Genomic DNA, 22,889 nt, shown 5'->3' on the forward strand with positions numbered 1-22,889 from the left:
CGCCCAACCCGTCCCCCCGGGTGCTCCTGCAGGGCAGCCAGGCCGCCTACAGCGGCTCCAGCCCCGCAGCCCACCTGGCCGCAAACCCCAGCCAGATGCTCAGCCTCTGGCGGCTGGCCACCGGCAACCAGCTCCCCCCGCCCCCGGTTCCTAGCCTAGACTTTACTCAAAGCCGGGCGGTGGCCTTCTTCTGGGGCCAGAAGCCCACCGGCGGCTACAGCCTGCAGTACGCAGGCAGCCAGACCGTGGGCAACACCCTGCGGGTTACCCTGCGCCTAAACAGCCCACCCCCCGGGGCCATCCTGACCCAGGCGATAACCAGCCCTTTCGTGATTCTTGAGGTGCCTGGGCACTTTATCCGGGTGGAATTCATAGACACCAACGGGCGGCTCCTGGCCAGCGCAAGCCTGTAGGCCTAACCCTCCCTGCGGCCCCGGAAAACCAGCCGGAAAGGAACCTCGCGCAACCCCAGGTCCTCGCCGATTCGGTTGCGGAGGTACCCTTCAAAGGCCCGGGTCACGAACTCAGGGTAGTTGCAGAAGAAAACGAAGGTGGGCGGTGCCACCTCGGGCTGGGTGACGAAAAAAAGCTTGAGCGGCTTGCCCTTGAAGTTGGGCATCTGGGTTCCCAGGCTCCAAACAGAAAGCCAGCGGTTGAGCTCCGCCGTCTCAAAGCGGGTACGGGCCAGTCCGTAAAGCCGCACCGCCTCGGAGAGCAGCTTGTGCAGGTTCTGTCCAGTAACCGAGGAAACGAAAACGGTGGGCAGATGGGCGATGTGGGCAAGCTTAACCGCCAGGTCGGCCCGCACCCGTTTGGCCTCCTCTTTGCCGATGAGGTCCCACTTGGTGATGGTCACAACGACCGGCTTGCCCACCTCCAGGGCCTCGTTGGCCAGTTTTAGTTCGTGGTCCCCCAGCTCTTTGGGGTCCACCACCAGCAAAACCACATCGGCCTCGCGGATGGCCCGGTGGGCCCGCAGAATGGCCTGCTCCTCCACCCCGGTCTCGGGCCGCTTGCGGATGCCGGCGGTGTCCACCAGCAAGAACCGGTTGCCCCCGTAATCAAACTCCACATCTATGGAATCCCGGGTGGTGCCGGGGGTTTCGGAGACAATCACCCGCTCCTCCCCTAAAATCGCGTTCAGAAGGCTAGATTTGCCCGCGTTGGGACGGCCCACGATGGCCAACCGGATGGGCACCACCTCGGGCTCGCTCTCCTCCTGGCGCACCGGCAGCGAGGCCCAGATGCGCTCCACCAGTTCGTCCACGCCCCGGCCGTGGGCCGCGCTGGTAGGCAGGGGTTCGCCGAACCCCAACGCGTAGAGCTCTCCCAGGTAGGCCTCGTGCTTAGGGTCGTCTACCTTGGTGGCCACCAGAAGCACCGGCTTGCCCTTACGGCGTAGGAAATCGGCGACCTCGAGGTCGGCCGTGGCCAGGTCGCTTCGGCCATCCACCGCGAAAAGCACCAGGTCGGCTTCCTCTATGGCCCGCTCCACCTTCTGGCGGATTTTCTCCTCCCACACATCCCCTGACCATAGCCCGCCGGTGTCCACCAGTTTGAACCGGCCCCGCTCGCTCTCCACCACCCCCTCCTTGAGGTCACGGGTGACCCCCGGCGCGTCCGCCACTACGGAAAACCGGCTCCCGGCCCAGGTGGCCCGTTCGGGAGACTGCCTGAGCCCCAGAAGCCGGTTGAAGAGGCTTGATTTGCCCACGTTGGGGCGGCCTACAATTACCACTCGGTACATAGCCTCCCCCAGAAACAGCGTTCCTGATGTTACCATGCCCCCAACGGGAATACGCCAGGGAGCCGCGGCGCGGGCCAGTTTACCAGGGCCGCAGACCATCTATACTAAGCCCGTGCAGAACACCAATCCCTTGAAGTCGCTGGTTGAGTCGGCTCCGTTCAACCGGGGCGTAACCGCAGCCATCCTGTTCGCTGCGGGGTTGGTGGGCTTAGAAACCTATCCTGAGCTGCTCGAGGCCCACGGGGCCTTGCTCAAGCAGCTCAACCACCTGGTGCTGAGCCTCTTCGTTGTCGAGCTGTTGCTCCGGTTCGCCGCCGAGTGGCCCCACCCGCTGCGGTTTTTTCGGGGTTGGAACCTCTTTGACCTGACCATCGTGGCCCTGAGCCTCCTTCCAGGTCTGGGCGAGTACGCGGTGGCGGCCCGGTTGTTGCGGCTCTTGCGGGTTTTGCGGCTTATTCGCACCCTCCCTGAACTGCAGGTCATCCTGGGGGCCCTGCTGCGCAGCATACCCTCCATTGGGTATGTGTTCGTCCTGCTCCTCCTGCTCCTTTACGTCTACGCGGTGGCTGGAGTGTTCCTCTTCGGTGCAAACGATCCCTTCCACTTCGGCAACCTGCACAAAGCCCTCCTCACCCTCTTCGGCATCCTCACCCTGGAAGGGTGGGTGGAGGTCTTCCGCATCCAGTATTTCGGCTGCCAGGAGTTTGCCCTTCCTCAACCTGAGCTTTGCACCGCCCCGCAGGCCCAACCCTTGGCCGCCGCGGTCTACATGCTCTCCTTTGTGCTGCTGGGCACGCTTATCTTCCTGAACCTCCTGGTGGGCATCGTGGTCAACAGCATGGACGAGATGCGCAAAACCCTGCACCAACCGCCCGCCGGGTCCGAGGAGGCCCAAGCAGCGATAGAGGAGCGGCTCAAGGAAGCCCTGGCCTTGCTCCAACGGCTCAGACAGGGTTAGGGCCCCACCGGAGGAGCACTCGAGGGCGCTTCACCTTATGCTGGTGGGGTGCAAAGGGTAGTGGCCCGGGAAGGCAAGGAAAAGAAGGTGCGCAACTTCTACCCTGGGCTCTTTGCCGACGAGCTGGCCGAGGTCCCCCAGACGCCTGGGGTGGTGCGGGTGTGCTCGAGCCAGGGCGGGTTCCTAGGGGTAGGCTACTACGACCCACAAAGCCGCCCAGCGGTGCGGGTCTACCGCTTTGAGGAGGGGCCTTTAGACACCGCCTTCTTTGCTGCGCGTTTTCGCCGGGCCCAGCAGAAACGCGCCGGCCTAGGCCCCAGCCACCGCCTGGTGCACGCCGAGGCCGACGGGCTGCCGGGGCTGGTGGTGGACCGCTTCGGCGGGGTGCTGGTAGTCCAGGTACGCAACCGGGCCATGGAGGCCCTGAGAGGGGCTTGGCTTCCCGCGCTGGTGGAAACCCTGCGGCCCGAGGCCGTTTACGAGCGCTCCGATGTGGAGCAGCGCCGGCTGGAGGGGCTGGAGGAGCGGGTAGGACCGCTCTATGGCCTCGCCCCCACCGAACTTTTGGTTGAGGAGGATGGTCTGCGCTTCCAGATACCCCTGGCGCTGGCCCAGAAGACCGGCTTTTACCTGGACCAGCAGGAGAACCGGCGGCGGCTCGAGGCTATGGTAGGGCCAGGGGAACGGGTGCTGGACGTGTTTAGCTATGTGGGGGGCTTTGCCCTGCGGGCGGCGCGAAGGGGGGCCTACGCCCTGGCTGTGGACAAGGACCTACAGGCCCTCGGGGTGTTGGACCGCACGGCCCAACGCCACGGCCTGCGGGTGGACATCCGCCAAGGAGAAGCGCTGGAGGTGCTGGAAGGGCTGGTGCGGGAGCAGGCCCGGTCCTTCCAACACGTGCTGCTGGACCCCCCCACCCTGGCCAAACGGCCCGAGGAGCTGCCCCGGGTCAAGCGCCACCTAGTGGAGCTGGTGCGGCTCGGCCTTAGGCTCCTGGGGCAGGAGGGCTGGCTCTGGCTCTCGAGCTGCGCCTACTACCTAGGGGTGGAGGAGCTGATCGAGGTGGCCCGCCGGGCCGCCGCCGACGAAGGGCGGCGCCTTCGGGTCCACGCCATCACCTACAACCCCCCAGACCACCCTTGGAGCCTGCACATCCCGGAGTCGCTCTACCTAAAGACCCTTATCCTCCAGGATGATCCCTTGTAAACCCTCAGCAAACCGAATCGGTGGGCTTGGGGTTGCGCAGGCCAAACCAGGGGCGCAGCCAAAGCCCCACCCCCGTGCCCAGCAAGGCCATGCCCAACCAGACCCAGCCGTGCAGGCTAAAGGAGGCCACCCCGCCGATATAGGCCCCGATGTTGCAGCCATAGGCCAACCGGGCCCCATAGCCCATCAGGAGCCCTCCCAGCACCGCAGCCAGCAGCGTCCTCCAGCCTAAGCGGGGGTTCTTTCCAAAAACCCCAGCCGCTGCCGCGCTCAGCAAGGCCCCCAACAGGATGCCCAGGTTGGTGAGGCTGGTGGGGTGCCCTAAAAGGCCCAGCTCGAGGGGCGACTGCCCATTCCAGTAGGCCCAGAAGACCGGCTCCGCCAACCCCAGCGCCTCTACCGCCTGAGAGCCCCAAAGGGTAAGCCCTGCCGTGACCCCCCAGGGCCGCCCGCTCACGTAGAGCACTGCCGCGTTCAGCACCGCCAGCACCAAGGCCGCAACCCACAGCGGCCAGCTCCCCCGAAGAACCCGGGCCCAGCCCCGGGCCCCCTCAGGTTCACGCAAGGGTGGGGGCTGGCGCTTGCGAATTACCCACTCGGCCAAGAGGGCCAGGGCCCCCACCCAGAGGAGGGTCAGGGCCAGCGCCCCCCAAAGCCCCAGCCGCTCCGCCAAGGAGATGGGCGGGAGGCTTCCTAAAGAGCCCGGTCCCAGTGTCCAAAACTCCAGGTGCCAGGCCCCCAGGACCGAACCGACCATAAAAGCGGCCAAAGCCACTACACCTACCAGGCTGCCGCTGCCGGTGGCGTAGAGGGTGCCCGAGGCGCAACCCCCGGCAAGCTGCATGCCTATCCCAAATAAAAAGGCCCCCAGGAGCAAACCAAGGCCTATCGGCGCTTGGTACCCGGCCAGTGGTTGACCTCCTAGGCCCTTCCCCAGGGCAAACAGAAGCGCAAACAGCGTGGCCGTGGTCGCCAGCAAGAGCATGTGGGCCTGCAGAGCCCGCCCCTGGCCTACGCTCAAGAGCTGACGGAAAGCCGAGCTAAAGCCGAAGCGAGCGTGGAAAAGGGTGAACCCTAACCCCACCCCCAGCCCCAACAGCAACCCTTGGGCCGGAGGAAGCTGCACCAGAAGCCACCCTAGCCCCGCCAGCCCCAGGGCCACCCAGCCGTACTGGGGCCTGGGTTCTACCCGCTGGGGCACAGAAACCGGAACCGCCCTTGCGCTCCTTCGCAACAACGACATATCTCTCTCCATCCGGGGTTTTGGCTCGCCAGCCCTAGGCCGGCGATGAGGGCAGGTTAGCATAAATTACAAAGTTTGTAAACTTATCTTGTTCAAAAGTCACCCCCTGAGGAAAACCGCAGGGGTAAGCTTTTACGCAGGGTAGGCCATGGCCAAGCTGAGCGCCGCCGCGGGCATAGAGCAAGCGCGAAAGCACCTGGAGAGGGATGAAGCGGTGCAGGCCCTGAGGATTTTGGAGCAGGTCTCCTGGACCGACCTACACTGGCCTGAGTACTGGCAGGTACGGGCCGAGGCCTTCTTGATGCTGGGGGAGTTCCGGCACGCCGCCAGCAGCGCCCGGGAGGGCCTGACCGACGCCCCAGACCACCTGCCCCTCCTCCGGCTGTATGTCCGGGCGGTCTTGAAGCTCGGCCAGCTAGACCGGGCCCGGGACACCCTGGACCAGGCCCTGAGGCTCTACCCTCAGGACCCGGAGCTGCAGGGGCTGGCGAGGGAGCTCGAGCAGCGGGGAAAGGCCCCCCCTGCCTCGGTAAGGTCACCAGCCGGTTCCAAACCCTCACCCTCCCCAAAAAGCCGCCCTGAGGAGTGGGCCATCCTGGGGCTTCTCTTCCTGGGGGTAGGGGCCATCTTCCTTTGGCTTTGGCAAAACCTAAAGCCTAACGGTTTTTAGACACTTGAGCAAAAAACGGTAGACTCTAGGCATGTGGCCCAGCCAGATTAGCGCCAAAGAACGCGAGTCGCCGGTCTTCAAACAGAACAAGGACGCCTGGGTGCGGCGCATCGCCGAGTTCAACGAATCGCTCAGCTGCATCCGTCAGGGCGGAGGCCCCAAGGCCATTGAGCGCCAACACGCCAAGGGACGGCTGACCGCTCGAGAACGCATCGCTAAGCTGGTAGACCCCAACACCGCCCCAGAGGAAATCCTCACCTACGCCGGTTGGCAGATGTACCCCGAGTGGGGCGGTGCTCCGGGGGGCGGGGTGGTCACAGCCATTGGCCAGATTGCCGGGCGCGACTGGATGATTATCGCCAACGACGCCACGGTCAAGGCCGGGGCCTTCTTTCCCATCACCGCCAAAAAGGTCATAAGAGCCCAGACCATCGCCCTAGAAAACCGCCTGCCCACGGTCTACCTGGTGGACTCGGCGGGGGTTTTCCTACCCTTGCAGGACGAGGTCTTCCCCGACCAGGACGATTTCGGCCGCATCTTCTACCTCAACGCCCGCATGAGCGCCCTGGGCATACCCCAAATCTCGGCCATCATGGGCAACTGCGTGGCCGGAGGGGCCTACCTGCCCCTGATGACCGATGTGCTCATCATGACCGAGGGCTCGGGCCTCTACCTGGCCGGCCCAGCGCTGGTCAAGGCCGCCATCGGCCAAGAGGTAAGCTCGGAGGCCCTGGGCGGGGCTCGGATGCACGCGGAAGTATCGGGCAGCGTGGACTTCTACGAGCCCAACGACGAGGCGGCCATCGCCCGCATCCGCGCTCTGGCCGCCCTCTACGCCCGTCCGGCCCTGGCCCCCTGGGCGCAGGAACGCACCGCCGAGCGCGAGCCTGTCCATCCCCAGGAGGACCTCTATGGTCTGGTTTCTCCCGATGGGAGCAGGCCCTACGACGTGCGGGAGGTGATCGCCCGGCTGGTGGACGGCTCCGAGTTTCACGAGTTCAAGGCCGGCTACGGCCAGACCCTGGTCTGCGGCTACGCCCGGCTAGGGGGATTCCCAATTGGAATCGTGGCCAACCAGCGGCTCATCATCAAGAAGCCCGGGAGGATTGAGGTGGGCGGGGTTATCTACGCAGAGGCCGCCGACAAGGCCGCACGCTTCATCCTCGAGGTCAACCAGCGCTTCATCCCCCTGCTGTTCTTGATGGACGTCAGCGGGTTTATGGTGGGGCGGGAGTCGGAGGAGCAGGGCATCATCCGCCGGGGGGCCAAGCTGGTCAACGCGGTCTCCAATTCGGTGGTGCCCAAGCTGACCCTGATCATCGGCGGCTCCTTTGGCGCGGGCAACTACGCCATGGCCGGGAAGGCCTACGCCCCGCGCTTCATCTACGCCTGGCCCTCAGCCCAGTACGCGGTGATGAGCGGCAACGCGGCGGCCAAGACCCTTATGGAGATTGAGCTGGCCAAGCTCGAGCGGGAAGGTAAAAAGCCCACCGAGGAAGACCTACTGGCCCTCTACGAACACATCAAGGCGCGCTACGAGGAAACCCTGGACCCCCGCTACGCGGCGGCCAGGCTCTGGGTGGATGAGGTCATTTTCCCCCATGAAACCCGCGAGCGGCTCATCCACAGCCTGGAGGTCTGCGCCTTGAACCCCGAGCGGGAGGCGATGCGGGTGGGGGTCTTTCAGGTTTAGAAGGGCACCACCGGCCCCTGCTCGGCCCCCTTGGGCCCCGAGGCGCCGTTGCCCTCGAGCCGGAGCAGGGCTTCGCGGTCGGGAACCAGCCGCACCGAAAGCCAGTCCAGCCCCCCCAGCGCCGACACCGCCTCCTCAGAGGCCCGTACCTCCCGGGCCTCCACCAGGGCCCATCCCCCGGGCCCCCGTACCTTGAGCTGAACCGGCAGAGGACCCGCGCACTCGTCCAGCCGGCTCCTCAGGTCAAGGAGCCTCTCCTCGTCTACCAGGGCCAGCTCGAGTTCCAGCTCCAGCACCTTGGGCAGGCCCTCCAGCTCGTGGTGGGGGTAGACCTCCTGGGCCACCACCCGCAGGGCCTCCCCCTCCCCATCGGGCTCCACCTCGGCCACCACCAGCACCGCGGCGTCCTCGGCCAGCCGGGGCGAGATGCGCTCGTAGGCCCGGCCAAAGCCCACCACCTCAGCAGCCCCGGTCTCGTCGGCCAGGGTGAAGCGAATCAGCATCCCCCCGGACTTGGTGGGCTTGCGCTGAATGCCCTCCACCATCCCGGCCAGCAAAAGCCGCACCCGGTTGCGGGCTCCCCTCTGCTCGGCGAAGGCCCGGGGCAGCTCCTCAATCGTGCAGCTCGCCGCCTCCCGCAGGCCCTCGTAGCGCAACAGGGGGTGCCCGGTCACATAGATGCCCAGGGCCTCTTTCTCCATCCGCAGCTCGGTGAGGGCGTCCAAGAGAGGACCTTTGGGAATGGAGGGCTCCTGGACCTCATCAAAAAGGCCCATCATTCCCGACTGGGAGCGCTCCCGCTCAGCCTGGGCCCACTTCAAAAGGTCGTCCAACGCCGCAAGCATCGGCCCCCTGGGGCCAAAGGCGTCAAAGGCCCCGGCCTTGATTAACGACTCCACCACCCGCTTGTTGGCTACACTGCCGTCCAGCCTGCGCAGGAAGTCGGGAAGCGACCTAAAAGGCCCTCCCCGCTCACGCTCTTTCAAGATTAGCTCGGTAGGGGTCTCGCCCACATTCTTCACCGCCGAAAGGCCAAACAGCACCCCCTTTTCCAGAGCGCTGAAGCTGAAGCTAGAGCGGTTGATGTCGGGTGGCAGCACCTCCACCCCCGCGGCGCGGGCCGCCCGGATGTACTCGGCCACCTTGTCGGAATCGTGGCGCTCTACGGTGAGCAGGGCCGCGAAGAACTCCACCGGAAAGTGGGCCTTCACATAGGCGGTCTGGTAGGTAAGGATGGCGTAGGCCGCGGCGTGGCTCTTGTTGAAGCCATAGTTGGCAAAGGCCTCCAGCAGGTCAAACAACCGGTCCGCCTCCTCAGCAGGGATTCCATTCCTGGCCGCCCCTTCCCTGAACTGGGCCCGGTGCTTGACCATCTCCTCCATCTTCTTCTTGCCCATGGCTCGCCGGAGCAGGTCGGCCTCACCCAGGCTGTAGCCGGCCACCGCAGTAGCAATCTGCATGATCTGCTCCTGGTACACGGGGATCCCGTAGGTCTCCTCCAGAATGGGCCGGATGAACCTCTCGGCGTGGGGGAACTGGGGGTAGCTCACCTCCTCGCGCCCGTGGTGGCGGCGGATGTAGGTGGGAATGTTCTCCATGGGCCCCGGCCGGTAGAGGGCCCCCAGCGCGATGATGTCCTGGATGCGGCGCGGCTTCAGGCCCCGCACCGCGTTGGTCATTCCCGCCGAGTCAAGCTGGAAAACGCCCTTGGTCTCCCCCCGGCCCAAGATCTCAAAGGTCTTGGCGTCGTCCATGGGCAGCTTGTCGTAGTCAAGCTTTATCCCCTTGGACTCCCAAATGATGCGCTTGCACTCCTCGAGCTGCGAAAGGGCCCGCAGCCCTAGGAAGTCCATCTTCAAAAAACCCAGGGCCTCCACAGAGCCCATGTCGTACTGGGTTACCTTGGCCCCGGTGTCGCCGGCCCGCATCAGGGGAATGTAGTCCTGAAGGGGAACGTCGGCGATGACCACCCCTGCGGCGTGCACCGAGGACTGACGGGAGAGGCCCTCCAGCCGCTGGGCCACCTCCAGCACCCGCTTGACCAGGGGGTCTTTTTCCATCTCCGCCCTGAGATCGGGGATGGTCTCAATGGCCTTGTCCAAGGGCATCGGCTTGCCAAAGGTAACGGGAACCAGCTTGGCCAGCTCGTCGGCCTTCTTGACCGGAAGCCCGAAGACCCGGGCTGCGTCCTTGATGGCGGCCTTGGCCGCGATGGTTCCAAAGGTGCCGATCTGGGCCACCTTATCGTCCCCGTAGCGCCTGCGCACGTAATCAATCACCTCGCCGCGGCGCACATCCGAGAAGTCGGTGTCTATGTCGGGCATAGAGACCCGGGCAGGGTTCAAGAACCGCTCAAAGAGCAGGTTGTAGGCCAGAGGGTCAATGTTGGTGATGCGGGTGGCGTAGGCCACTAGCGAGCCCGCCGCCGAGCCTCTTCCCGGACCCACCGAGATGCCCTGGTCCTTGGCCCAGTTGATGAAGTCGCTCACGATGAGGAGGTACCCCGAGAAGCCCATCCGCTCTATAACCGATAGCTCGTAGAAGGCCCGCGCCAGGATGGCCCAGCCATCCCAGGGCATCCCCTCCTTTAGCTCGGGCAGGTGGGCCCGGGCCGCCTCGAGGTCCTCCACCTGGGCCAGCGCCAGGGCCAAGGCCTCCCCGTCGCCGTGGGGCACAGGCCGGCCCAGCCGGCGCAGGAACTCGCGGTAGAGTTCCGGGGTTACCCGGTCGGGGTAGCGCTTCAAGAGCCCCCCCAAGGTCAGCTCGCGCAGGTAGATGGCCTCGGTGCGTCCTTCGGGCAGAGGGTACTTGGGGATGCGGTACTGCACCTTCTTGGGAACCAGCTCCACATCGCACATCCGACCGATGTGGAGGCTGTTGTCAAAAAGCTCCTCAAACCGCGACCCCCAAAGCTCCCGTTCGCCTTCCAGGGCTCTGCGCATCTCCTCAGGGCTTTTCAGGTAGAACTCGTCGCAAGGGAACCTCCAGCGGTTCGGATCGTCCCAGGTGCTCTTGGACTGAACCGCTAGGATCACCGCGTGGGCCTCGGCGTCCTCCTTGCGCACGTAGTGCCCGTCGTTGGTGGCCACCACCCCCAGGCCGTATCTGTCGGCGAACTCCTTCAAGACCTTGTTCACCTTGCGCTGCTCCGGCAGGCCGTGGTCTTGAATCTCAATGAAATAACGGTCCGGGCCAAAGATGGCCAGGTACTCCTCCAGGCGCCTTTGGGCCTCCTCGTAGCGCTCCTGCAGGATGAACTGGGGAATCTCGGCCCCCAAGCAGCCCGAGAGGACGATGATTCCAGCGCTGTGTTCACGCAGAATCTCCCGGTCAATCCGGGGTTTCTGGTAGAACCCCTCCAGGTAAGCCCGGCTGGCCAGGCGGCAGAGGTTTTTGTAGCCCTCCATGTCCTTAGCCAAGAGGGTGAGGTGGAAGTAGCCCCCGTCCAACCCCTTCCCCTGTTTGCGGTCAAAGCGCGACTCAGCAGCCACGTAGGCCTCGTAGCCGATGATGGGCTTAACCCCCATCTCGGTGGCCTGCTTGTAGAAGTGCACCGCCCCGAACAGGTTGCCGTGGTCGGTCATGGCCAGCATGGGCTCCTCGGGCGAAACCTGCTTGACCCAGCTTAAGAGGTCCTTGAGCCGGGCTGCGCCGTCCAAAAGGCTGAACTGGGTGTGCTGGTGAAGGTGGGCGAACTTGCGGGCAGGGTTGTGCGCCATTCTGCGGGCATCATAAAGCAAAGCCCGGCCGGTTGGATGGGGGCGGCCGCACTTTTGCTAAAATCAGCGGGTGCAAAGGGTTTTCATTGAGGAAATCGCCCGCTACGAGGGACAGGCGGTGCTCCTCCGGGGCTGGCTCACCAACCGGCGCTCCAAAGGGAAAATCCACTTCCTGCAGCTCCGCGACGGCACAGGCTTCATCCAGGCCACTGCCCTCAAAGGGGAGCTGCCCGAAGCCCAGTTTGAGGAGGCCGACCACCTGCCCCAGGAAACCGCCCTAGAGGTCTGGGGGGTGGTGCGGGCCGACCACCGGGCGCCTGGGGGGTACGAGCTTGCGGTGCAGGGGCTGCGGGTCATCGCCCGGCCCAGCCGGGAGTACCCCATCACCCCCAAGGAGCACGGGGTGGACTTCCTGATGGACCACCGCCACCTTCACCTGCGCCACCGCCGGGCCTGGGCCACGCTACGGGTGCGGGACGAGCTCGAGCGGGCCATCCACGACTTCTTCCACGCTCGGGGCTTCGTCCGGCTGGACGCCCCCATCCTCACCCCCAACGCTGTGGAGGGCACCACCGACCTGTTTGAGGTGGACCTCTTTGACGGCGAGAAGGCCTACTTGTCCCAGTCCGGCCAGCTCTACGCCGAGGCCGGGGCCATGGCCTTCGGCAAGGTGTACACCTTTGGCCCCACCTTCCGCGCCGAGCGCAGCAAGACCCGCCGCCACCTGCTAGAGTTCTGGATGATCGAGCCCGAAGTGGCCTTTATGACCCACCAGGAGAACCTAAAGCTCCAAGAGGAGCTGGTGGCCTACCTGGTGGGGCGGGTGCTGGAGAAGCGGCGGCTTGAGCTGGAGATGCTCGAGCGCGACACCCAACCGCTAGAAAAGGCCGCCCAGGGGGGCTTCCCCCGCATCACCTACACCGAGGCTGTTGAGCGGCTGAACCGAATCGCCGCGGAGAAGCCCGAGCTGGGCCTTACCCCCCTGGCCTGGGGGGAAGATTTTGGCGCCCCCCACGAGGCCGCGCTAAGCCAGCAGTTTGACCGGCCGGTCTTCGTGGAGAAGTACCCCGCGGCCATCAAGGCCTTCTACATGCAGCCCGACCCCGACGACCCCAGGGTGGTGCTGAACGACGACCTGCTGGCCCACGAGGGGGTGGGGGAAATTATCGGCGGTTCGGAGCGCATCCACGACCCCGAGCTTCTGCGCCAGAAGATTCGCGAGCATGGCCTACCTGAGGAGGTCTTTGACTGGTACATGGACCTGCGCCTCTTCGGCAGCGTGCCCCACGCCGGCTTTGGCCTGGGGCTGGAGCGCACCGTGCGCTGGATTTGTGGGTTGGAGCACATCCGCGAGGCCATTCCCTTCCCCCGCATGTACACCCGGATGCGGCCCTGAGCAGCCCTGCCGGGCTGGTCGGTATGATTGAGCCACTATGCGCAAGCGCCTGGTTGCTGGCAACTGGAAGATGCACAAGACCCCCTCCGAGGCCCGGCCCTGGTTCCAAAGCCTGGTGGACAACCTGCCCCAGACCGAGGCCGAGCCGGCTCTGCTGCTCCCCTTCACCCACCTCCCCTACGCCGCCCAGGTGCTGGGGAACCGCGTGGCCTACGGAGCCCAGGACGTCTCGACGCACCCCGAAGGCGCTTATACCGGCGAGGTTTCGGCCCGGATGCTGGCCGACCTAGGCTGCCGCTACACCATCGTGGGCCACTCCGAGCGGCGCAGCTACCACGCCGAAACCGATGCCCTGGTGGCCGAGAAGGCTCAGCGCCTACTGGAGCAGGCCATCGTGCCGATTCTCTGCGTAGGGGAGCCGCTGGAGGTCCGGGAGGCCGGAGGGCACGTGGACTACACCCTGAGGCAGCTAGAGGGAAGCCTGAAGGGGGTCAACCCACCCTCGCCCGCGCATCTGGTGATTGCCTACGAGCCGGTCTGGGCCATCGGTACCGGCAAGACCGCCACCCCCGAGGACGCCGAGGCCATGCACAAGGCCATCCGGGACTGGCTGGAGGGGCGGTACGGCGCGGCGTTCGCCCAGGGAGTACGGATTCTCTATGGGGGCTCGGTCAAGCCCGACAACGCCCCCGCCCTTTTCGCCCAGCCCAACGTGGACGGAGGCCTGGTCGGCGGGGCCAGCCTGAAGCTTTCCGACTACCTCCAGCTCCTCACGGCCTAAAGCTTGCAGTAAACTTTTTCGCATGGCCCACCTCCATCCCCGCACTGAGCTCTCCCGGGAAAGTATCTTCGCCCAGATGAGCCGTCTGGCGGCAGAACACGGGGCCATCAACCTGGGGCAAGGATTCCCCTCCAACCCCCCGCCGCCTTTCCTGCTCGAGGCCGCCCGGCGGGCCATCGGCACGGTAGACCAGTACACCCCGCCCATCGGCCTACCCCAGCTGCGTGAGGCGGTGGCCGAGGACCTAGGGGTATCCCCCCAGGAGGTCATCATCACCGCAGGGGGCACCGAGGCCCTACATGCCCTGGCCGAGGCGCTCTATGGCCCTGGGGATGAGGTGGTGCTGCTCGAGCCCTACTTCGACGTCTACATCCCCCAAGCCCGCATGGCCGGGGCGGAGCCCGTGATGGTGCCCATGCGCCTCACTGACCGCTGGGAGGTGGATCTATCGGCGCTCGAGCAGGCCATCACCCCGCGCACCAAGGCCCTTTTGCTCACCAACCCCTACAACCCCACCGGTTCGGTCCTCTCCAGGACCGAGGCCGAGCAGATTGTGGCCCTGGCCCGCCGGCACGACCTCTGGATCATCAGCGACGAGGTCTACGACGAGCTCTACTTTGCCGAACCCCCTATTTCTTTGCGTGAGTTGGCCCCCGAGCGGGTCTTCACCGTGGGCTCGGCGGGCAAGCGGCTCGAGGCCACCGGCTGGCGCATCGGCTGGATTCTCACCCCGCCGGGTCTGGCCCCGCAGGTGGCCGGGATGCGCCAATGGAGTAGTTTCTGCTCGGCGGCCCCCCTGCAGGCCGCGGTGGCTGAGGCCCTGCCGGTGGCCCGGCGGGAGGGCTTCTACGAGGCGCTGCGCCAAGGCTACAAAGCCCGCAGGGACCTGCTCGAGTCGGGCCTGAAGTCCCTAGGCCTAAAGACCTTCTCCCCAGCCGGAACCTACTTCCTCACCGCCCTTCTGCCCGGACTCGAGGCCGAGGCGCTGGTGCGGGAGGCCAAGGTGGCCGCCATCCCCGGCTCGGCGTTTTACATTCAGAATCCCGCCCCCAAGGGCCTTTTCCGCTTTGCTTTTTGCAAGACCGAGGCGGAGATTGAGCAGGCCTTGGAGCGGCTCGAAGGCTACCTGAAAAAGGTGCACTCCTGAACCGCGAACCTATCGTGTCTCGCTCCTAGGGGTGGCTTAGCCCCAGCCCAGCGCCTTGCGGGCCTCGGGCGAAAGCCGCGCGGGGGTCCAGGGCGGGTTCCAGACCAGCTCGACCGTGACTGCCTCGACGCCGGGGAGCCCGCCGAGGGCCCGGCGCACGGCTTCCTGCAGGGAGTCGTGCAGGGGGCAGCCGGGGGTGGTGAGGGTCATCTGCACGTAGGCGGTGGGCGGCTCCACGCGGATGTCGTAGATCAGGCCAAGGTTGACCACGTCGAGCCCCAACTCGGGGTCGTAGACCTGGGTGAGCAGGCGGCGGGCTTGTTCTTCCAAAGGGTTCACGATCGGAGCACCTCCTCGAGGGCATATGCGCACAGCAGGCCCCCGGCCAGGCACAGCCAGAAGGCGGGTGACCAGAAGGGAGCGAGCAAAGCCCCCAGACCCAGCAGTATTCCCGCCCAGCCCGCGGCCTGCTCGGGGAGCATGGCCTTGAGCGCGGGGACGGTTCCCAGGCCCACCCTAGGCGCGTAGCGGTAGGTCCAGACCAGGAAGGGCACGATCTTGTAGAGCATCCCACTCACGATCAGGGCCAGAAAACCCAGGCCAAACCACAGCCCGGCCCACAGGGTCTGCCCGGCGAGCAGGGCCAGCAGCGCCAGCACCAGGAAAGCCAGCCCGGCCAGGTAGTGCCGCACCCCCACGTCCAGCGCCCGCTTCACCCGGTGGCGCAGGATGCGGAAGGTGTCGTAACAGGCCAGCCCGACTCCCACAGCCAGCAGGCCCAGCCCCATGGGCTGCTTCAGGGCCAGGCCCAGCAGGCCCAGGTTGAGCACCCACAGCAGCAATCCCAGCACGCTTTCGTCCACCCCGTGACTGAGGGTGAACATCGAGACGAGCTTATGGCCCACGCCCACTACCGCAAGCACGAACACGCCCACCAGACCGGCCAGCACGTGCCAGAGCAGGCGCTCGGGGTCGTAGAAGCCCATTCGCAGGGTGAGGGCTTGCAGCATCCCCAGCAGGGGGGTGAGCCCCAGATAGAAGCTCACCCAGGCCAGCGCGGTGGCCACGGGACTCCACCTCGAGGCCCGCCGGAAGGCCAGCGCCATGTGAGAAGCGAAGAGCAGCAGGCCCAGCAGGACCAGACCGCCGCCCAGCGCGACCCAGCGGGGCTCGGCCTTGAGGAAGCCCCACACCTGCAAGGGCAGGCCCACCCCCCACAGGGCCAGCGTGGGGTAACCCCAGGAGGGGTGGGGAAGGGGGGCCTCGAGCACCACCGGCACCAGAGGATGCATGGCCCCCACCAGCACCCCCACGCCAAAGCCCAAGAACAGCAGGTGGCTCGCGGCCAGCAGCACCGGGTGGCGCGCAGCGTGCAGGGCCTCGGGGTGCAGGGCCAGCAACAGCAGGCCCCACAGCCCAAAGCCCATCGCCAGCCCGAAGAAACCCAGGGGCAGGCTGAGCGGTAGGCCCCTGTTTTGGCCGGGGAGTGGACTCGTCATCGCCTTCACCCTAGGCTCACCGGGCTGCGCGGGCCATGACTTAGGTCATGGCGGGCTCGAGGGCCGGCAAGCAGGCTATGGGGTGTAAGGAGGAACCCATGCAGACCCTGCGAACCCTGGATGTCCGCTCCATCGCCCCCCGCGAACGCCACCCCACCATCTTCAACCTCTTCGATGGCCTCGAGCCCGGCCAAGCCTTCGAACTGGTCAACGACCACGACCCCAAGCCGCTCTTCTACCAGTTCAGCGCCGAGCGCAGCGGGCGCTTCGCCTGGGAGTACCTCGAGCAAGGCCCCGAGGTCTGGCGGGTGAGAATCGGCAAGAAGGAGTAGCCATGATCCGGCCCGAGATGCGGGTGAGCGAGCTGCTCAAAGAGCATCCCCAGCTTCTGGGGGTGCTCATCGAGGCCAGCCCGGCCTTCGCCAAGCTCAAAAACCCCCTGCTGCGCCACACCATGCCCCGGCTGGTCACCCTGGCCCAGGCCGCGCGGATTGGGGGGCTCGAGCCCGACGCGCTGCTCGAGCGGCTCAACCGGGCCCTGGGCGTCGAGGCAGCCAGAGAGGAGGTTTCGGTGGGCAACGAATCGAAATTGGGAACCCCACGGCCTGAGTGGCTGGCTTCCCCGGTGGGATTTCACCTGGACGTGCGGCCCATCCTGGCCGCAGGGGACGAGCCTTTCGGGGCCATCATGGCCGCTGCGCGCGAGGTGGCGGCGGGGCAGCGGTTGTGTCTGGAGGCCCCCTTCGAGCCGCTGCCTCTGTACCGGGTGATGCAGCGCAAGGGCTTCGAGGCTTGGTGCGAGCAGGTGGGCCCCGAGCACTACCGGGTGCACTTCCTGCGACAGCGGGAGCGGGAAGCGGAGGGCCGCGGAGCGCGAAGTCTGAGTGAAGCCGACTGGGCCGACTACGCCGCCGAGGTCAGCGTCGAGGCCAACCTCGAGCCCCCCCTGCCCATGATGCGGGTGCTGGAGGCGTTGGCCCGCCTCGAGCCCGGCCAGCGCCTGCTGGTGCACCACGTGCGCCGTCCGGTACACCTGCTGGCGCGGCTGGAGCAGGATGGTCACCCCTACGCGCTGCGCGATTTGGGGCCGGGCCGGGTCGAGCTCTTGATCGAGAAAGGAAGCTGAGCCATGCCCCACGTGATCGCTGAGCCGTGCATCGGCGTGAAGGACCGCAGTTGCCAGGAGGTCTGCCCGGTAGAGTGCATCTACGACGGGGGCGATCAGCTTTACATCCACCCCGACGAGTGCATCGACTGCGGGGCTTGTGTGCCGGCTTGCCCGGTTTCGGCCATCTATCCCGAGGAAGACCTGCCCGAGCAGTGGGAGAGCTACATCGAGAAAAATCGCCGGCTCTCCCAGGGCCCCAACCGCCACCGCCTGGGGGAATAGGCCCGACCCAACCCGACCCCGAGGAGCTACCGTGTCGTTTTGGCAATTCCTGTTCGTGCGCTCGAGCCTGTTCTACCTGCTCTACACCGCCCTCACCGGCTCGGCTTTCTACCTCTGGCCCGCGTTGGTGGGCTACTTCAAGACCACCCACGTCCACGCCGGGCTGGTGGGCTTTTTCCTCTCGATGGTGATGGGCGTGGCCTACTGGATGATGCCGCGCCCCGGCCAGATCCGCCAGGAGCGGCTCGAGGGCCTCACTTACGTGCTGCTCAACGCCGGGTTGCTGCTGCGGCTGGTGCTCGAGCCGCTGATGCTCTACACCGGCAACCCCGGCCTGCGCCCAGCCCTGGCGGTGAGCGGGTTGTTGCAGGCCGGGGCGGTGGCGGTGTTCGCCTATGCCATGAGCCAGCGGGTCTTCACCAAGGAGCGCTTGCTCCAGATGGCCGAGGAGCGCAAGCGCCGCCAGCAGACATCTTCCTGAGCCTCGAGTTCGTTTTTTCCCTCTCCGTTGGCGAGGGGGAAGCGTTAGCGGTCCCACCCCTGCTCTCCGGCCGGAGGGAGGGGCGCTTAGCGTTTAGCGTTTCGCGTACTAAGACCTACGACCCGCGCCCAGCCTCGGGCTAAGCCCGCACGCCCAGCGCGGTAAGCGTCACCACCAGCAGCCCGAAGGCCATCTGGCTCCAGCCCACCACCCTGGCGGGTACCGGGGGCCGGGTGAAGGTGTAGGCCGAGAAGGGCAGCAGCAGCCCCACGGCCAGCACGCTCAGCCAGGGAACCCAGCCCGCCAGAGCCCCCAGCAGCAGCGCTCCAACCGCGACGAGCTGGGCCAGGTAGGCCGTGCGGAAGGAAACAGCGAGCCCCCTGGCCCGCATCACCTGGGTGCGGGCGTAGTGGATGGCGGCATACGCACGTGCGGCCAGCACCAGCCACAGGCCCAGCGCCACGGAGGGCTCGAGGCCCCCCGCCAGCCCGATCCCCGTCGCTACCGAGCCCATCGCGATGGCCCCGGCGAGCTCGGGCAGCAGGTTGCGGCCCTTGTTGTGCGCGTCGAACCAAAGCTGCACGGCGATAAGCGGGAGGGCGGCAAGCAAGGGCCAGTAAAAGGGCCCCTCGGCCCTCCCGAAGGCCAGGAGCAGGCCCAGCACCCCGACACCGCCGTAGGCCAGGGCGAAGCGCCCCGCGACGGGCGTGCGGGGGAAGCGCTTGCCCTTGCGCACGTCGGCGAGCCAGAGCTTGAGCGGGTGGCGGGTGAAGAAGGCCGCCAGCGCGAAGACGCCCAGCCCCAGCCCGGCGAGGGTGGAGGCGACGAGCAGCCCCAGCAGGATGGGCTCCAGGGTAAATCCCCAACCCCCGTGTTCGTTGGGCAGGGCTACGCTCTTGAGCGGAACTTTGACGGTTTTGGACTGTGCGGTCATGGGTTCACTCCTTGGGGAGCAAGGTTAGCAGCAGGGTGAGGGGACTTTCGGCCCGGATGGCGTGAACCAGCCCGGCGGGCAGGTAGGCCCAGGTGCCGGGGCGGGCCTCGAGTTCATCCGCCCCCAGCCTAAGGGTGCCCGTGCCGGAGAGAATTTGTATGATGGCGGGCCTGCTAGCGGTGTGCTCGGTGAGCTCCTGGCCCGCGTCGAAGGCGAAGATCACCGTGCGGACGCCGCCCTCGTTGTGCAGCACGCGGCTCAAGATGCCGTCGGGCTGGACGGTGGCTTCTTGGTGGAGGTCGGGGAGGTAGCGGTAGGTCAGGGTCATGGTCTCATTGCACCCCGGCCGGGCGCGGGCGGGCCATGACCTGAGTCAAGGCCGCTCTCGAGGCTCGAGGGCACGTCGGTTTGCTTTACAGCATCGCCCACGAACCTAAGGGGTTTCGGTGCCCCTCAAGCTTCGGCCACCTCGCGCAGGGCGGCGGGGTCGTCGATCCAGACCCGGCGCTCGGCGAGCCGGATGAGCCCCTGGCGGAACAGCTCGCCCAGTTTGCGGCTGACTGCCTCGGGGACGGTGCCCAGCAGCGCGGCGAGTTCGGGGTTGGTGGGCAGGCCAAAGCCCTGTCCTTCGGCCTCCAGCCGTCCCAGCAGGTACTCGGCCAGGCGGGCTGCGACCTCGTGGAAGACCAGCCGGTCGAGCAGGTGCACGAGCTGCCCCTGGCGGCGGGCCAGGAAGCGGATGAGGGCGCGGGAGAGGGCGGGGCGGGTCTCGAGCAGGCCATGGAAGGCTTCGGTGGGGATGGCCAGCAGGAGGCTATCCTCCAGTGCTTCAGCACAGGCCGGGTAGCGGGGCTTCTCCAGAAAGACGGCCACCGCAGCCACCGCATGGTAGGGGCCGTCGAGGTGCAGCACCACCTGGCGCCGTCCCTGGGGATCCATCTTGTAGACCTTGATCAGGCCCCGCGCCACGATGAACAGCGTGCGGGCGGGGTCGCCCTCGAGGAACAGCGTCTCCCCCTTGGGCAAGGAGCGCAGGCCGGCCACGGCAGCCAGGGCCTCGAGGTCGGCGGGCTCTAGGCCCTGGAAGAGGGGGCTCTGGGCCAGGATTTCCTGGATCTGGGGGCTATGGGTCATGCCGGTTGCACCAGCCTGGCAAGGTCGGGGTCGATGGGCAAACCCTCGCGTTCCATGCGGGTCCGGTACTGGCTGAATAGGTAGGAGGAGACAGCAGTACTGGCTTGACACGCCCCGCACTGGCCCTCCCACTGCACCGGGCGGCGCAGGCACAACGGCAGTTCCAGGCCACAATGCGACCCTCTTCGCCGAGTTGCCAGCACACCCGGTTCATCCACAGCTTTAGCCTAGGCAACCCCGTCAGGGCATTTGTCCTCAAGGCTTTGCTGGTTCTAGGCCCCATTAAAACAATCCTGATTGAGTCTCATGACTCAGGCAAGGGCACGCCATGGTGAACCAGCCAAACCCGACCGCACAAGCTCAAGCAATGAAGAATAGGGCTCACCCTTAGAGCGGGACGCGGACGCAGAGGTGTCCTTCAGCCAGGCAGAGGCCTTCGGCCAGAAACATCACGGCGCGGTTTGCGCTCACTTCCGACCTGAACCCGACTATCCTCACAGGCTCCCCCGGCTCGAGTCTGGCTTTCCCAGTACTCCGTTGGTACGGGTGCTTCCGTCGCCTAACCCTTGGCGATCACCGCCCACGGTTCATCGCTCGGTGCTGCGTCGAAAAGCTTTTCCCGGACAAGACATTGACCCGAAAACATGCCTCTGGGCCTAGGTGCATTCCCAATTCCGCATCACCAACAAAGCCCACATGGCCAGAGGTTGGGCTAAACTAAGCAACGTGGACACAGTTCAGTACCTCGACGACCAGGGCAAACCGTTGCGGGAGATACCCCTAAGCAACGAGGAATTACTCAAGGGCTACCGGGCTCTGCGCCGGGCCCGGTACTTTGACGAGCGGGCGGTGCTCCTGCAGCGGCAGGGGCGGCTGGGGGTGTACCCCCCTTTTCGTGGCCAAGAAGCAGCCCAGGTGGGGGTGGCCCTCTGCCTCAAGGCCGACCACGACTGGCTTTTGCCCAGCTACCGCGAGAGTGCGGCAGCCCTCACCTTTGGGATGCCCATCCACAAGCTCATCCTGAGCTGGCGGGCCGACCCGGCGGGCTGGGGTGCGCCCCCCGATGTGAACATGGTGCAGTTTTACATTCCCATCGCCACCCAGATTCCCCAGGCGGCGGGTGTGGCCCATGCCCAGCGGCTTTTGGGCAAGGACGCGGTGGCGGCGGTCTTCATCGGCGACGGAGGTACTTCCGAAGGCGACTTCCACGAGGGGCTCAACTTCGCCTCGGTGTTTGAGGCCCCCTTGCTGGTGGTGGTGCAGAACAACGGCTGGGCCATCAGCGTACCCACCCACAAGCAGATGAAGGTGAAGCGCATCGCCCAGCGGGCCCAAGGGTACGGGATTCCGGGGGTGGTGGTGGACGGCAACGACCTGGTGGCGGTCTGGAGCGTGGCCAAGGAAGCGGTGGAGCGGGCCCGCCGGGGCGAGGGGCCTACCCTGATAGAAGCCCTCACCTACCGCATCGCCCCCCACACCACCTCCGACGACCCCAGCCGCTACCGCAGCGAGGAGGCCACCCGGGAGTGGGAAAAGCGCGACCCCATCCTGCGCATGCGAAACTGCCTGGTGCACCTGGGGCTGTGGGGCGAGGAAGCGGAAGCCCAGCTCACCGAGGCGCTGGAGAGGGAGTTTGAAGCTGAGCTGGCCCTCGCCGACCAGGCCCGAGAGCCCAAGCCATGGGAGATTGTGGAGCAGGTCTACGCCGAGATGCAGCGCGACCAGAAGGCCGCCTGGAGCTACTTGCGGGGGGAAGCATGATCGCCGAGCGCCAGACCCGGGTTCTAAACAACGTACAGGCCATCAACGAGGCCCTTGACCTGGCCCTGGAGCGCGACCCCCGGGTGGTGGTCTTCGGGGAGGACGTGGGCACCATGGGCGGGGTTTTCCGGGCCTCCGACGGCTTGCAGCAAAAATACGGCGAGCAGAGGGTGTTCGATACCCCCCTGGCCGAGTCGGGCATCGTGGGCTTTGGCATTGGGCTGGCCATGGCCGGGCTGCGGCCGGTGGCCGAGATTCAGTTCGCGGGGTTCCTCTACCCTGCCCTCGACCAAATACTCTCCCACCTGGGCCGGATGCGCCACCGCACGAGGGGCCGCTTCAGTATTCCTATGGTCATCCGGGCCCCCTACGGCGGGGGGGTCAAGACCCCCGAGCAGCACGCCGATAGCCCCGAGGCCATCCTGGCCCATGTGCCGGGGGTGAAGGTGGTGATTCCCTCCTCCCCCGAGCGGGCCAAGGGGCTATTGCTCGCAGCCATTGAGGACCCCGACCCGGTCTTCTTCCTGGAGGCCATCAAGCTCTACCGGGGGGTAAAGGCCGAGGTGCCCGAGGGCTACTACACCCTGCCTTTGGGCCGGGCTCGAGTGGTGCGGGAAGGCGACGCAGCCAGCCTCTTCTGCTACGGCGGCATGGTGGAGGTCTGTCAGAAGGCCGCCGAGGTGGCCGCGCGGGAAGGGGTGGAGCTGGAGATAGTGGACCTCGAGACTCTCGTACCCCTGGATACTGAAACGATTTTTGCGTCGGTGCAGAAAACCGGCCGGGCGGTGGTGGTCTACGAGGCCATGCGCACCGGCGGCTTTGGGGCCGAGGTAGCCGCCCGCATTGCCGAGGAGGCCCTGGACTACCTGCAAGCCCCCATCGTACGCGTGGCCGGCTGGGATGCCCCCTACCCCCCTTTCAGCGCGGTGGAAAACTACTACCGCCCCGATGCCAAGCGGGTGCTGGAGGCGGTGCGGAAGGTACTTACCCACTGAAAACCGCCTTGCTGCAGAGGCCACACCCTGTCGCAGGTCTAGCGAGGCCTGATAAACGATATCCACCCCTGCAACACCCCAAGCCACCGGCCACGCGCCACTTGCCCAGATACAAACAAGCGTTTGTTAGAATAT

22 protein-coding genes are annotated in these 22,889 nt (G+C 66.2%); 14 read left to right on the plus strand and 8 right to left on the minus strand.

Annotation, left to right across the window (positions count from 1 at the left end; all coding sequences use genetic code 11):
- The coding region (locus tag Mlute_RS05790; protein ID WP_119359796.1) for a protease complex subunit PrcB family protein at positions 1 to 413 on the plus strand (413 nt) is incomplete at its 5' end.
- A 2-nt stretch (positions 414 to 415) separates the two neighbouring features.
- Here the strand turns inward: Mlute_RS05790 and der are convergent.
- Positions 416 to 1,747, minus strand: a complete 1,332-nt coding sequence (gene der, locus Mlute_RS05795) for a ribosome biogenesis GTPase Der (RefSeq protein WP_119359797.1) — start codon at positions 1,745 to 1,747, stop codon at positions 416 to 418.
- 112 nt (positions 1,748 to 1,859) lie between these two features.
- Here der and Mlute_RS05800 point away from each other — a divergent pair, with 112 nt between their 5' ends.
- Positions 1,860 to 2,705, plus strand: a complete 846-nt coding sequence (locus tag Mlute_RS05800; protein WP_245958864.1) for an ion transporter — start codon at positions 1,860 to 1,862, stop codon at positions 2,703 to 2,705.
- A 48-nt stretch (positions 2,706 to 2,753) separates the two neighbouring features.
- Positions 2,754 to 3,911: a class I SAM-dependent rRNA methyltransferase gene (locus Mlute_RS05805; protein ID WP_119359799.1), complete on the plus strand. Its 1,158-nt coding sequence runs from the start codon at positions 2,754 to 2,756 to the stop codon at positions 3,909 to 3,911.
- Positions 3,912 to 3,915: 4 nt separating this feature from the next.
- On the opposite strand, the gene Mlute_RS05810 is transcribed toward Mlute_RS05805, so the two are convergent.
- Positions 3,916 to 5,154, minus strand: a complete 1,239-nt coding sequence (locus Mlute_RS05810; protein ID WP_119359800.1) for a YeeE/YedE family protein — start codon at positions 5,152 to 5,154, stop codon at positions 3,916 to 3,918.
- A gap of 148 nt (positions 5,155 to 5,302) precedes the next feature.
- On the opposite strand from Mlute_RS05810, the gene Mlute_RS05815 reads away from it, so the two are divergent.
- Both Mlute_RS05815 and Mlute_RS05820 read left to right on the plus strand, forming a co-directional pair.
- Positions 5,303 to 5,824 (plus strand): tetratricopeptide repeat protein, encoded by a 522-nt coding sequence (locus tag Mlute_RS05815; RefSeq protein ID WP_119359801.1) that lies wholly within the window; start codon positions 5,303 to 5,305, stop codon positions 5,822 to 5,824.
- Between the two features lie 31 nt (positions 5,825 to 5,855).
- Positions 5,856 to 7,517: an acyl-CoA carboxylase subunit beta gene (locus Mlute_RS05820; RefSeq protein ID WP_119359802.1), complete on the plus strand. Its 1,662-nt coding sequence runs from the start codon at positions 5,856 to 5,858 to the stop codon at positions 7,515 to 7,517.
- Here the strand turns inward: Mlute_RS05820 and dnaE are convergent.
- Positions 7,514 to 11,236 carry a DNA polymerase III subunit alpha gene (dnaE, locus tag Mlute_RS05825; RefSeq protein WP_119359803.1) on the minus strand — a complete coding sequence of 1,241 codons (3,723 nt, stop codon included), beginning with the start codon at positions 11,234 to 11,236 and terminating at the stop codon, positions 7,514 to 7,516. The two genes, Mlute_RS05820 and dnaE, sit on opposite strands and share 4 nt — an antisense overlap.
- Before the next feature lie 70 nt (positions 11,237 to 11,306).
- On the opposite strand from dnaE, the gene asnS reads away from it, so the two are divergent.
- Genes asnS through Mlute_RS05840 form a run of 3 tightly spaced genes read left to right on the plus strand, consistent with a single transcriptional unit; the run spans position 11,307 to position 14,560 of the window.
- Positions 11,307 to 12,632, plus strand: coding sequence for an asparagine--tRNA ligase (gene asnS / locus Mlute_RS05830; protein WP_119359804.1), 1,326 nt, complete (start codon positions 11,307 to 11,309; stop codon positions 12,630 to 12,632).
- Between the two features lie 37 nt (positions 12,633 to 12,669).
- Positions 12,670 to 13,413: a triose-phosphate isomerase gene (gene tpiA / locus Mlute_RS05835; protein ID WP_119359805.1), complete on the plus strand. Its 744-nt coding sequence runs from the start codon at positions 12,670 to 12,672 to the stop codon at positions 13,411 to 13,413.
- A 22-nt stretch (positions 13,414 to 13,435) separates the two neighbouring features.
- Positions 13,436 to 14,560, plus strand: coding sequence for a pyridoxal phosphate-dependent aminotransferase (locus tag Mlute_RS05840; protein ID WP_119359806.1), 1,125 nt, complete (start codon positions 13,436 to 13,438; stop codon positions 14,558 to 14,560).
- Between the two features lie 36 nt (positions 14,561 to 14,596).
- Here the strand turns inward: Mlute_RS05840 and Mlute_RS05845 are convergent, their stop codons facing one another.
- The gene (locus tag Mlute_RS05845) at positions 14,597 to 14,899 is read right to left on the minus strand and encodes a metal-sulfur cluster assembly factor (protein WP_119359807.1); all 303 of its coding nucleotides are present in this window, start codon (positions 14,897 to 14,899) and stop codon (positions 14,597 to 14,599) included.
- Entirely contained in the window at positions 14,896 to 16,059 is a 1,164-nt protein-coding gene (locus Mlute_RS05850) for a hypothetical protein (protein ID WP_119359808.1), read from the minus strand. The genes Mlute_RS05845 and Mlute_RS05850 overlap by 4 nt, the downstream gene beginning before the upstream one ends.
- Before the next feature lie 98 nt (positions 16,060 to 16,157).
- Between Mlute_RS05850 and Mlute_RS05855 the strand changes: the two genes are divergently transcribed.
- Genes Mlute_RS05855 through Mlute_RS05870 form a run of 4 tightly spaced genes read left to right on the plus strand, consistent with a single transcriptional unit; the run spans position 16,158 to position 17,930 of the window.
- Positions 16,158 to 16,391, plus strand: a complete 234-nt coding sequence (locus Mlute_RS05855) for a DUF2249 domain-containing protein (RefSeq protein ID WP_119359821.1) — start codon at positions 16,158 to 16,160, stop codon at positions 16,389 to 16,391.
- Positions 16,392 to 16,393: 2 nt separating this feature from the next.
- On the plus strand, positions 16,394 to 17,185 hold the full coding sequence (locus Mlute_RS05860; RefSeq protein ID WP_119359809.1) for a DUF2249 domain-containing protein: 792 nt from the start codon (positions 16,394 to 16,396) through the stop codon (positions 17,183 to 17,185).
- A gap of 3 nt (positions 17,186 to 17,188) precedes the next feature.
- On the plus strand, positions 17,189 to 17,449 hold the full coding sequence (locus tag Mlute_RS05865; protein ID WP_119359810.1) for an indolepyruvate ferredoxin oxidoreductase subunit alpha: 261 nt from the start codon (positions 17,189 to 17,191) through the stop codon (positions 17,447 to 17,449).
- A gap of 31 nt (positions 17,450 to 17,480) precedes the next feature.
- Complete coding sequence (locus Mlute_RS05870) at positions 17,481 to 17,930, plus strand: hypothetical protein (RefSeq protein WP_119359811.1); 450 nt, start codon at positions 17,481 to 17,483, stop codon at positions 17,928 to 17,930.
- A 139-nt stretch (positions 17,931 to 18,069) separates the two neighbouring features.
- On the opposite strand, the gene Mlute_RS05875 is transcribed toward Mlute_RS05870, so the two are convergent.
- From Mlute_RS05875 to Mlute_RS05885, 3 genes are all read right to left on the minus strand, one after another.
- Positions 18,070 to 18,864: a YwiC-like family protein gene (locus Mlute_RS05875; RefSeq protein WP_119359812.1), complete on the minus strand. Its 795-nt coding sequence runs from the start codon at positions 18,862 to 18,864 to the stop codon at positions 18,070 to 18,072.
- A gap of 4 nt (positions 18,865 to 18,868) precedes the next feature.
- Positions 18,869 to 19,192, minus strand: a complete 324-nt coding sequence (locus tag Mlute_RS05880) for a cupin domain-containing protein (RefSeq protein WP_119359813.1) — start codon at positions 19,190 to 19,192, stop codon at positions 18,869 to 18,871.
- A gap of 125 nt (positions 19,193 to 19,317) precedes the next feature.
- Entirely contained in the window at positions 19,318 to 19,998 is a 681-nt protein-coding gene (locus Mlute_RS05885) for a Crp/Fnr family transcriptional regulator (protein WP_119359814.1), read from the minus strand.
- Between the two features lie 726 nt (positions 19,999 to 20,724).
- Between Mlute_RS05885 and pdhA the strand changes: the two genes are divergently transcribed.
- Complete coding sequence (gene pdhA / locus Mlute_RS05890; RefSeq protein ID WP_119359815.1) at positions 20,725 to 21,759, plus strand: pyruvate dehydrogenase (acetyl-transferring) E1 component subunit alpha; 1,035 nt, start codon at positions 20,725 to 20,727, stop codon at positions 21,757 to 21,759.
- Positions 21,756 to 22,754, plus strand: coding sequence for an alpha-ketoacid dehydrogenase subunit beta (locus Mlute_RS05895; protein ID WP_119359816.1), 999 nt, complete (start codon positions 21,756 to 21,758; stop codon positions 22,752 to 22,754). Before pdhA ends, Mlute_RS05895 begins: the two co-directional genes overlap by 4 nt.
- The last annotated feature ends 135 nt before the right edge of the window (positions 22,755 to 22,889 follow it).

Origin of the sequence: Meiothermus luteus (assembly GCF_003574085.1) — a bacterium.
In the GTDB taxonomy this organism is placed as follows: Bacteria; Deinococcota; Deinococci; order Deinococcales; family Thermaceae; genus Meiothermus; species Meiothermus luteus.

Coding starts and splice junctions, on each gene's coding strand:
- der (WP_119359797.1), bottom strand. CDS start 1,747: ATGTACCGAGTGGTAATTGTAGGCCGCCCCAACGTGGGCAAATCAAGC.
- Mlute_RS05810 (WP_119359800.1), bottom strand. CDS start 5,154: ATGTCGTTGTTGCGAAGGAGCGCAAGGGCGGTTCCGGTTTCTGTGCCC.
- Mlute_RS05815 (WP_119359801.1), top strand. CDS start 5,303: ATGGCCAAGCTGAGCGCCGCCGCGGGCATAGAGCAAGCGCGAAAGCAC.
- Mlute_RS05820 (WP_119359802.1), top strand. CDS start 5,856: ATGTGGCCCAGCCAGATTAGCGCCAAAGAACGCGAGTCGCCGGTCTTC.
- dnaE (WP_119359803.1), bottom strand. CDS start 11,236: ATGGCGCACAACCCTGCCCGCAAGTTCGCCCACCTTCACCAGCACACC.
- tpiA (WP_119359805.1), top strand. CDS start 12,670: ATGCGCAAGCGCCTGGTTGCTGGCAACTGGAAGATGCACAAGACCCCC.
- Mlute_RS05840 (WP_119359806.1), top strand. CDS start 13,436: ATGGCCCACCTCCATCCCCGCACTGAGCTCTCCCGGGAAAGTATCTTC.
- Mlute_RS05850 (WP_119359808.1), bottom strand. CDS start 16,059: ATGACGAGTCCACTCCCCGGCCAAAACAGGGGCCTACCGCTCAGCCTG.
- Mlute_RS05855 (WP_119359821.1), top strand. CDS start 16,158: ATGCAGACCCTGCGAACCCTGGATGTCCGCTCCATCGCCCCCCGCGAA.
- Mlute_RS05860 (WP_119359809.1), top strand. CDS start 16,394: ATGATCCGGCCCGAGATGCGGGTGAGCGAGCTGCTCAAAGAGCATCCC.
- Mlute_RS05865 (WP_119359810.1), top strand. CDS start 17,189: ATGCCCCACGTGATCGCTGAGCCGTGCATCGGCGTGAAGGACCGCAGT.
- Mlute_RS05875 (WP_119359812.1), bottom strand. CDS start 18,864: ATGACCGCACAGTCCAAAACCGTCAAAGTTCCGCTCAAGAGCGTAGCC.
- Mlute_RS05880 (WP_119359813.1), bottom strand. CDS start 19,192: ATGACCCTGACCTACCGCTACCTCCCCGACCTCCACCAAGAAGCCACC.
- Mlute_RS05885 (WP_119359814.1), bottom strand. CDS start 19,998: ATGACCCATAGCCCCCAGATCCAGGAAATCCTGGCCCAGAGCCCCCTC.
- Mlute_RS05895 (WP_119359816.1), top strand. CDS start 21,756: ATGATCGCCGAGCGCCAGACCCGGGTTCTAAACAACGTACAGGCCATC.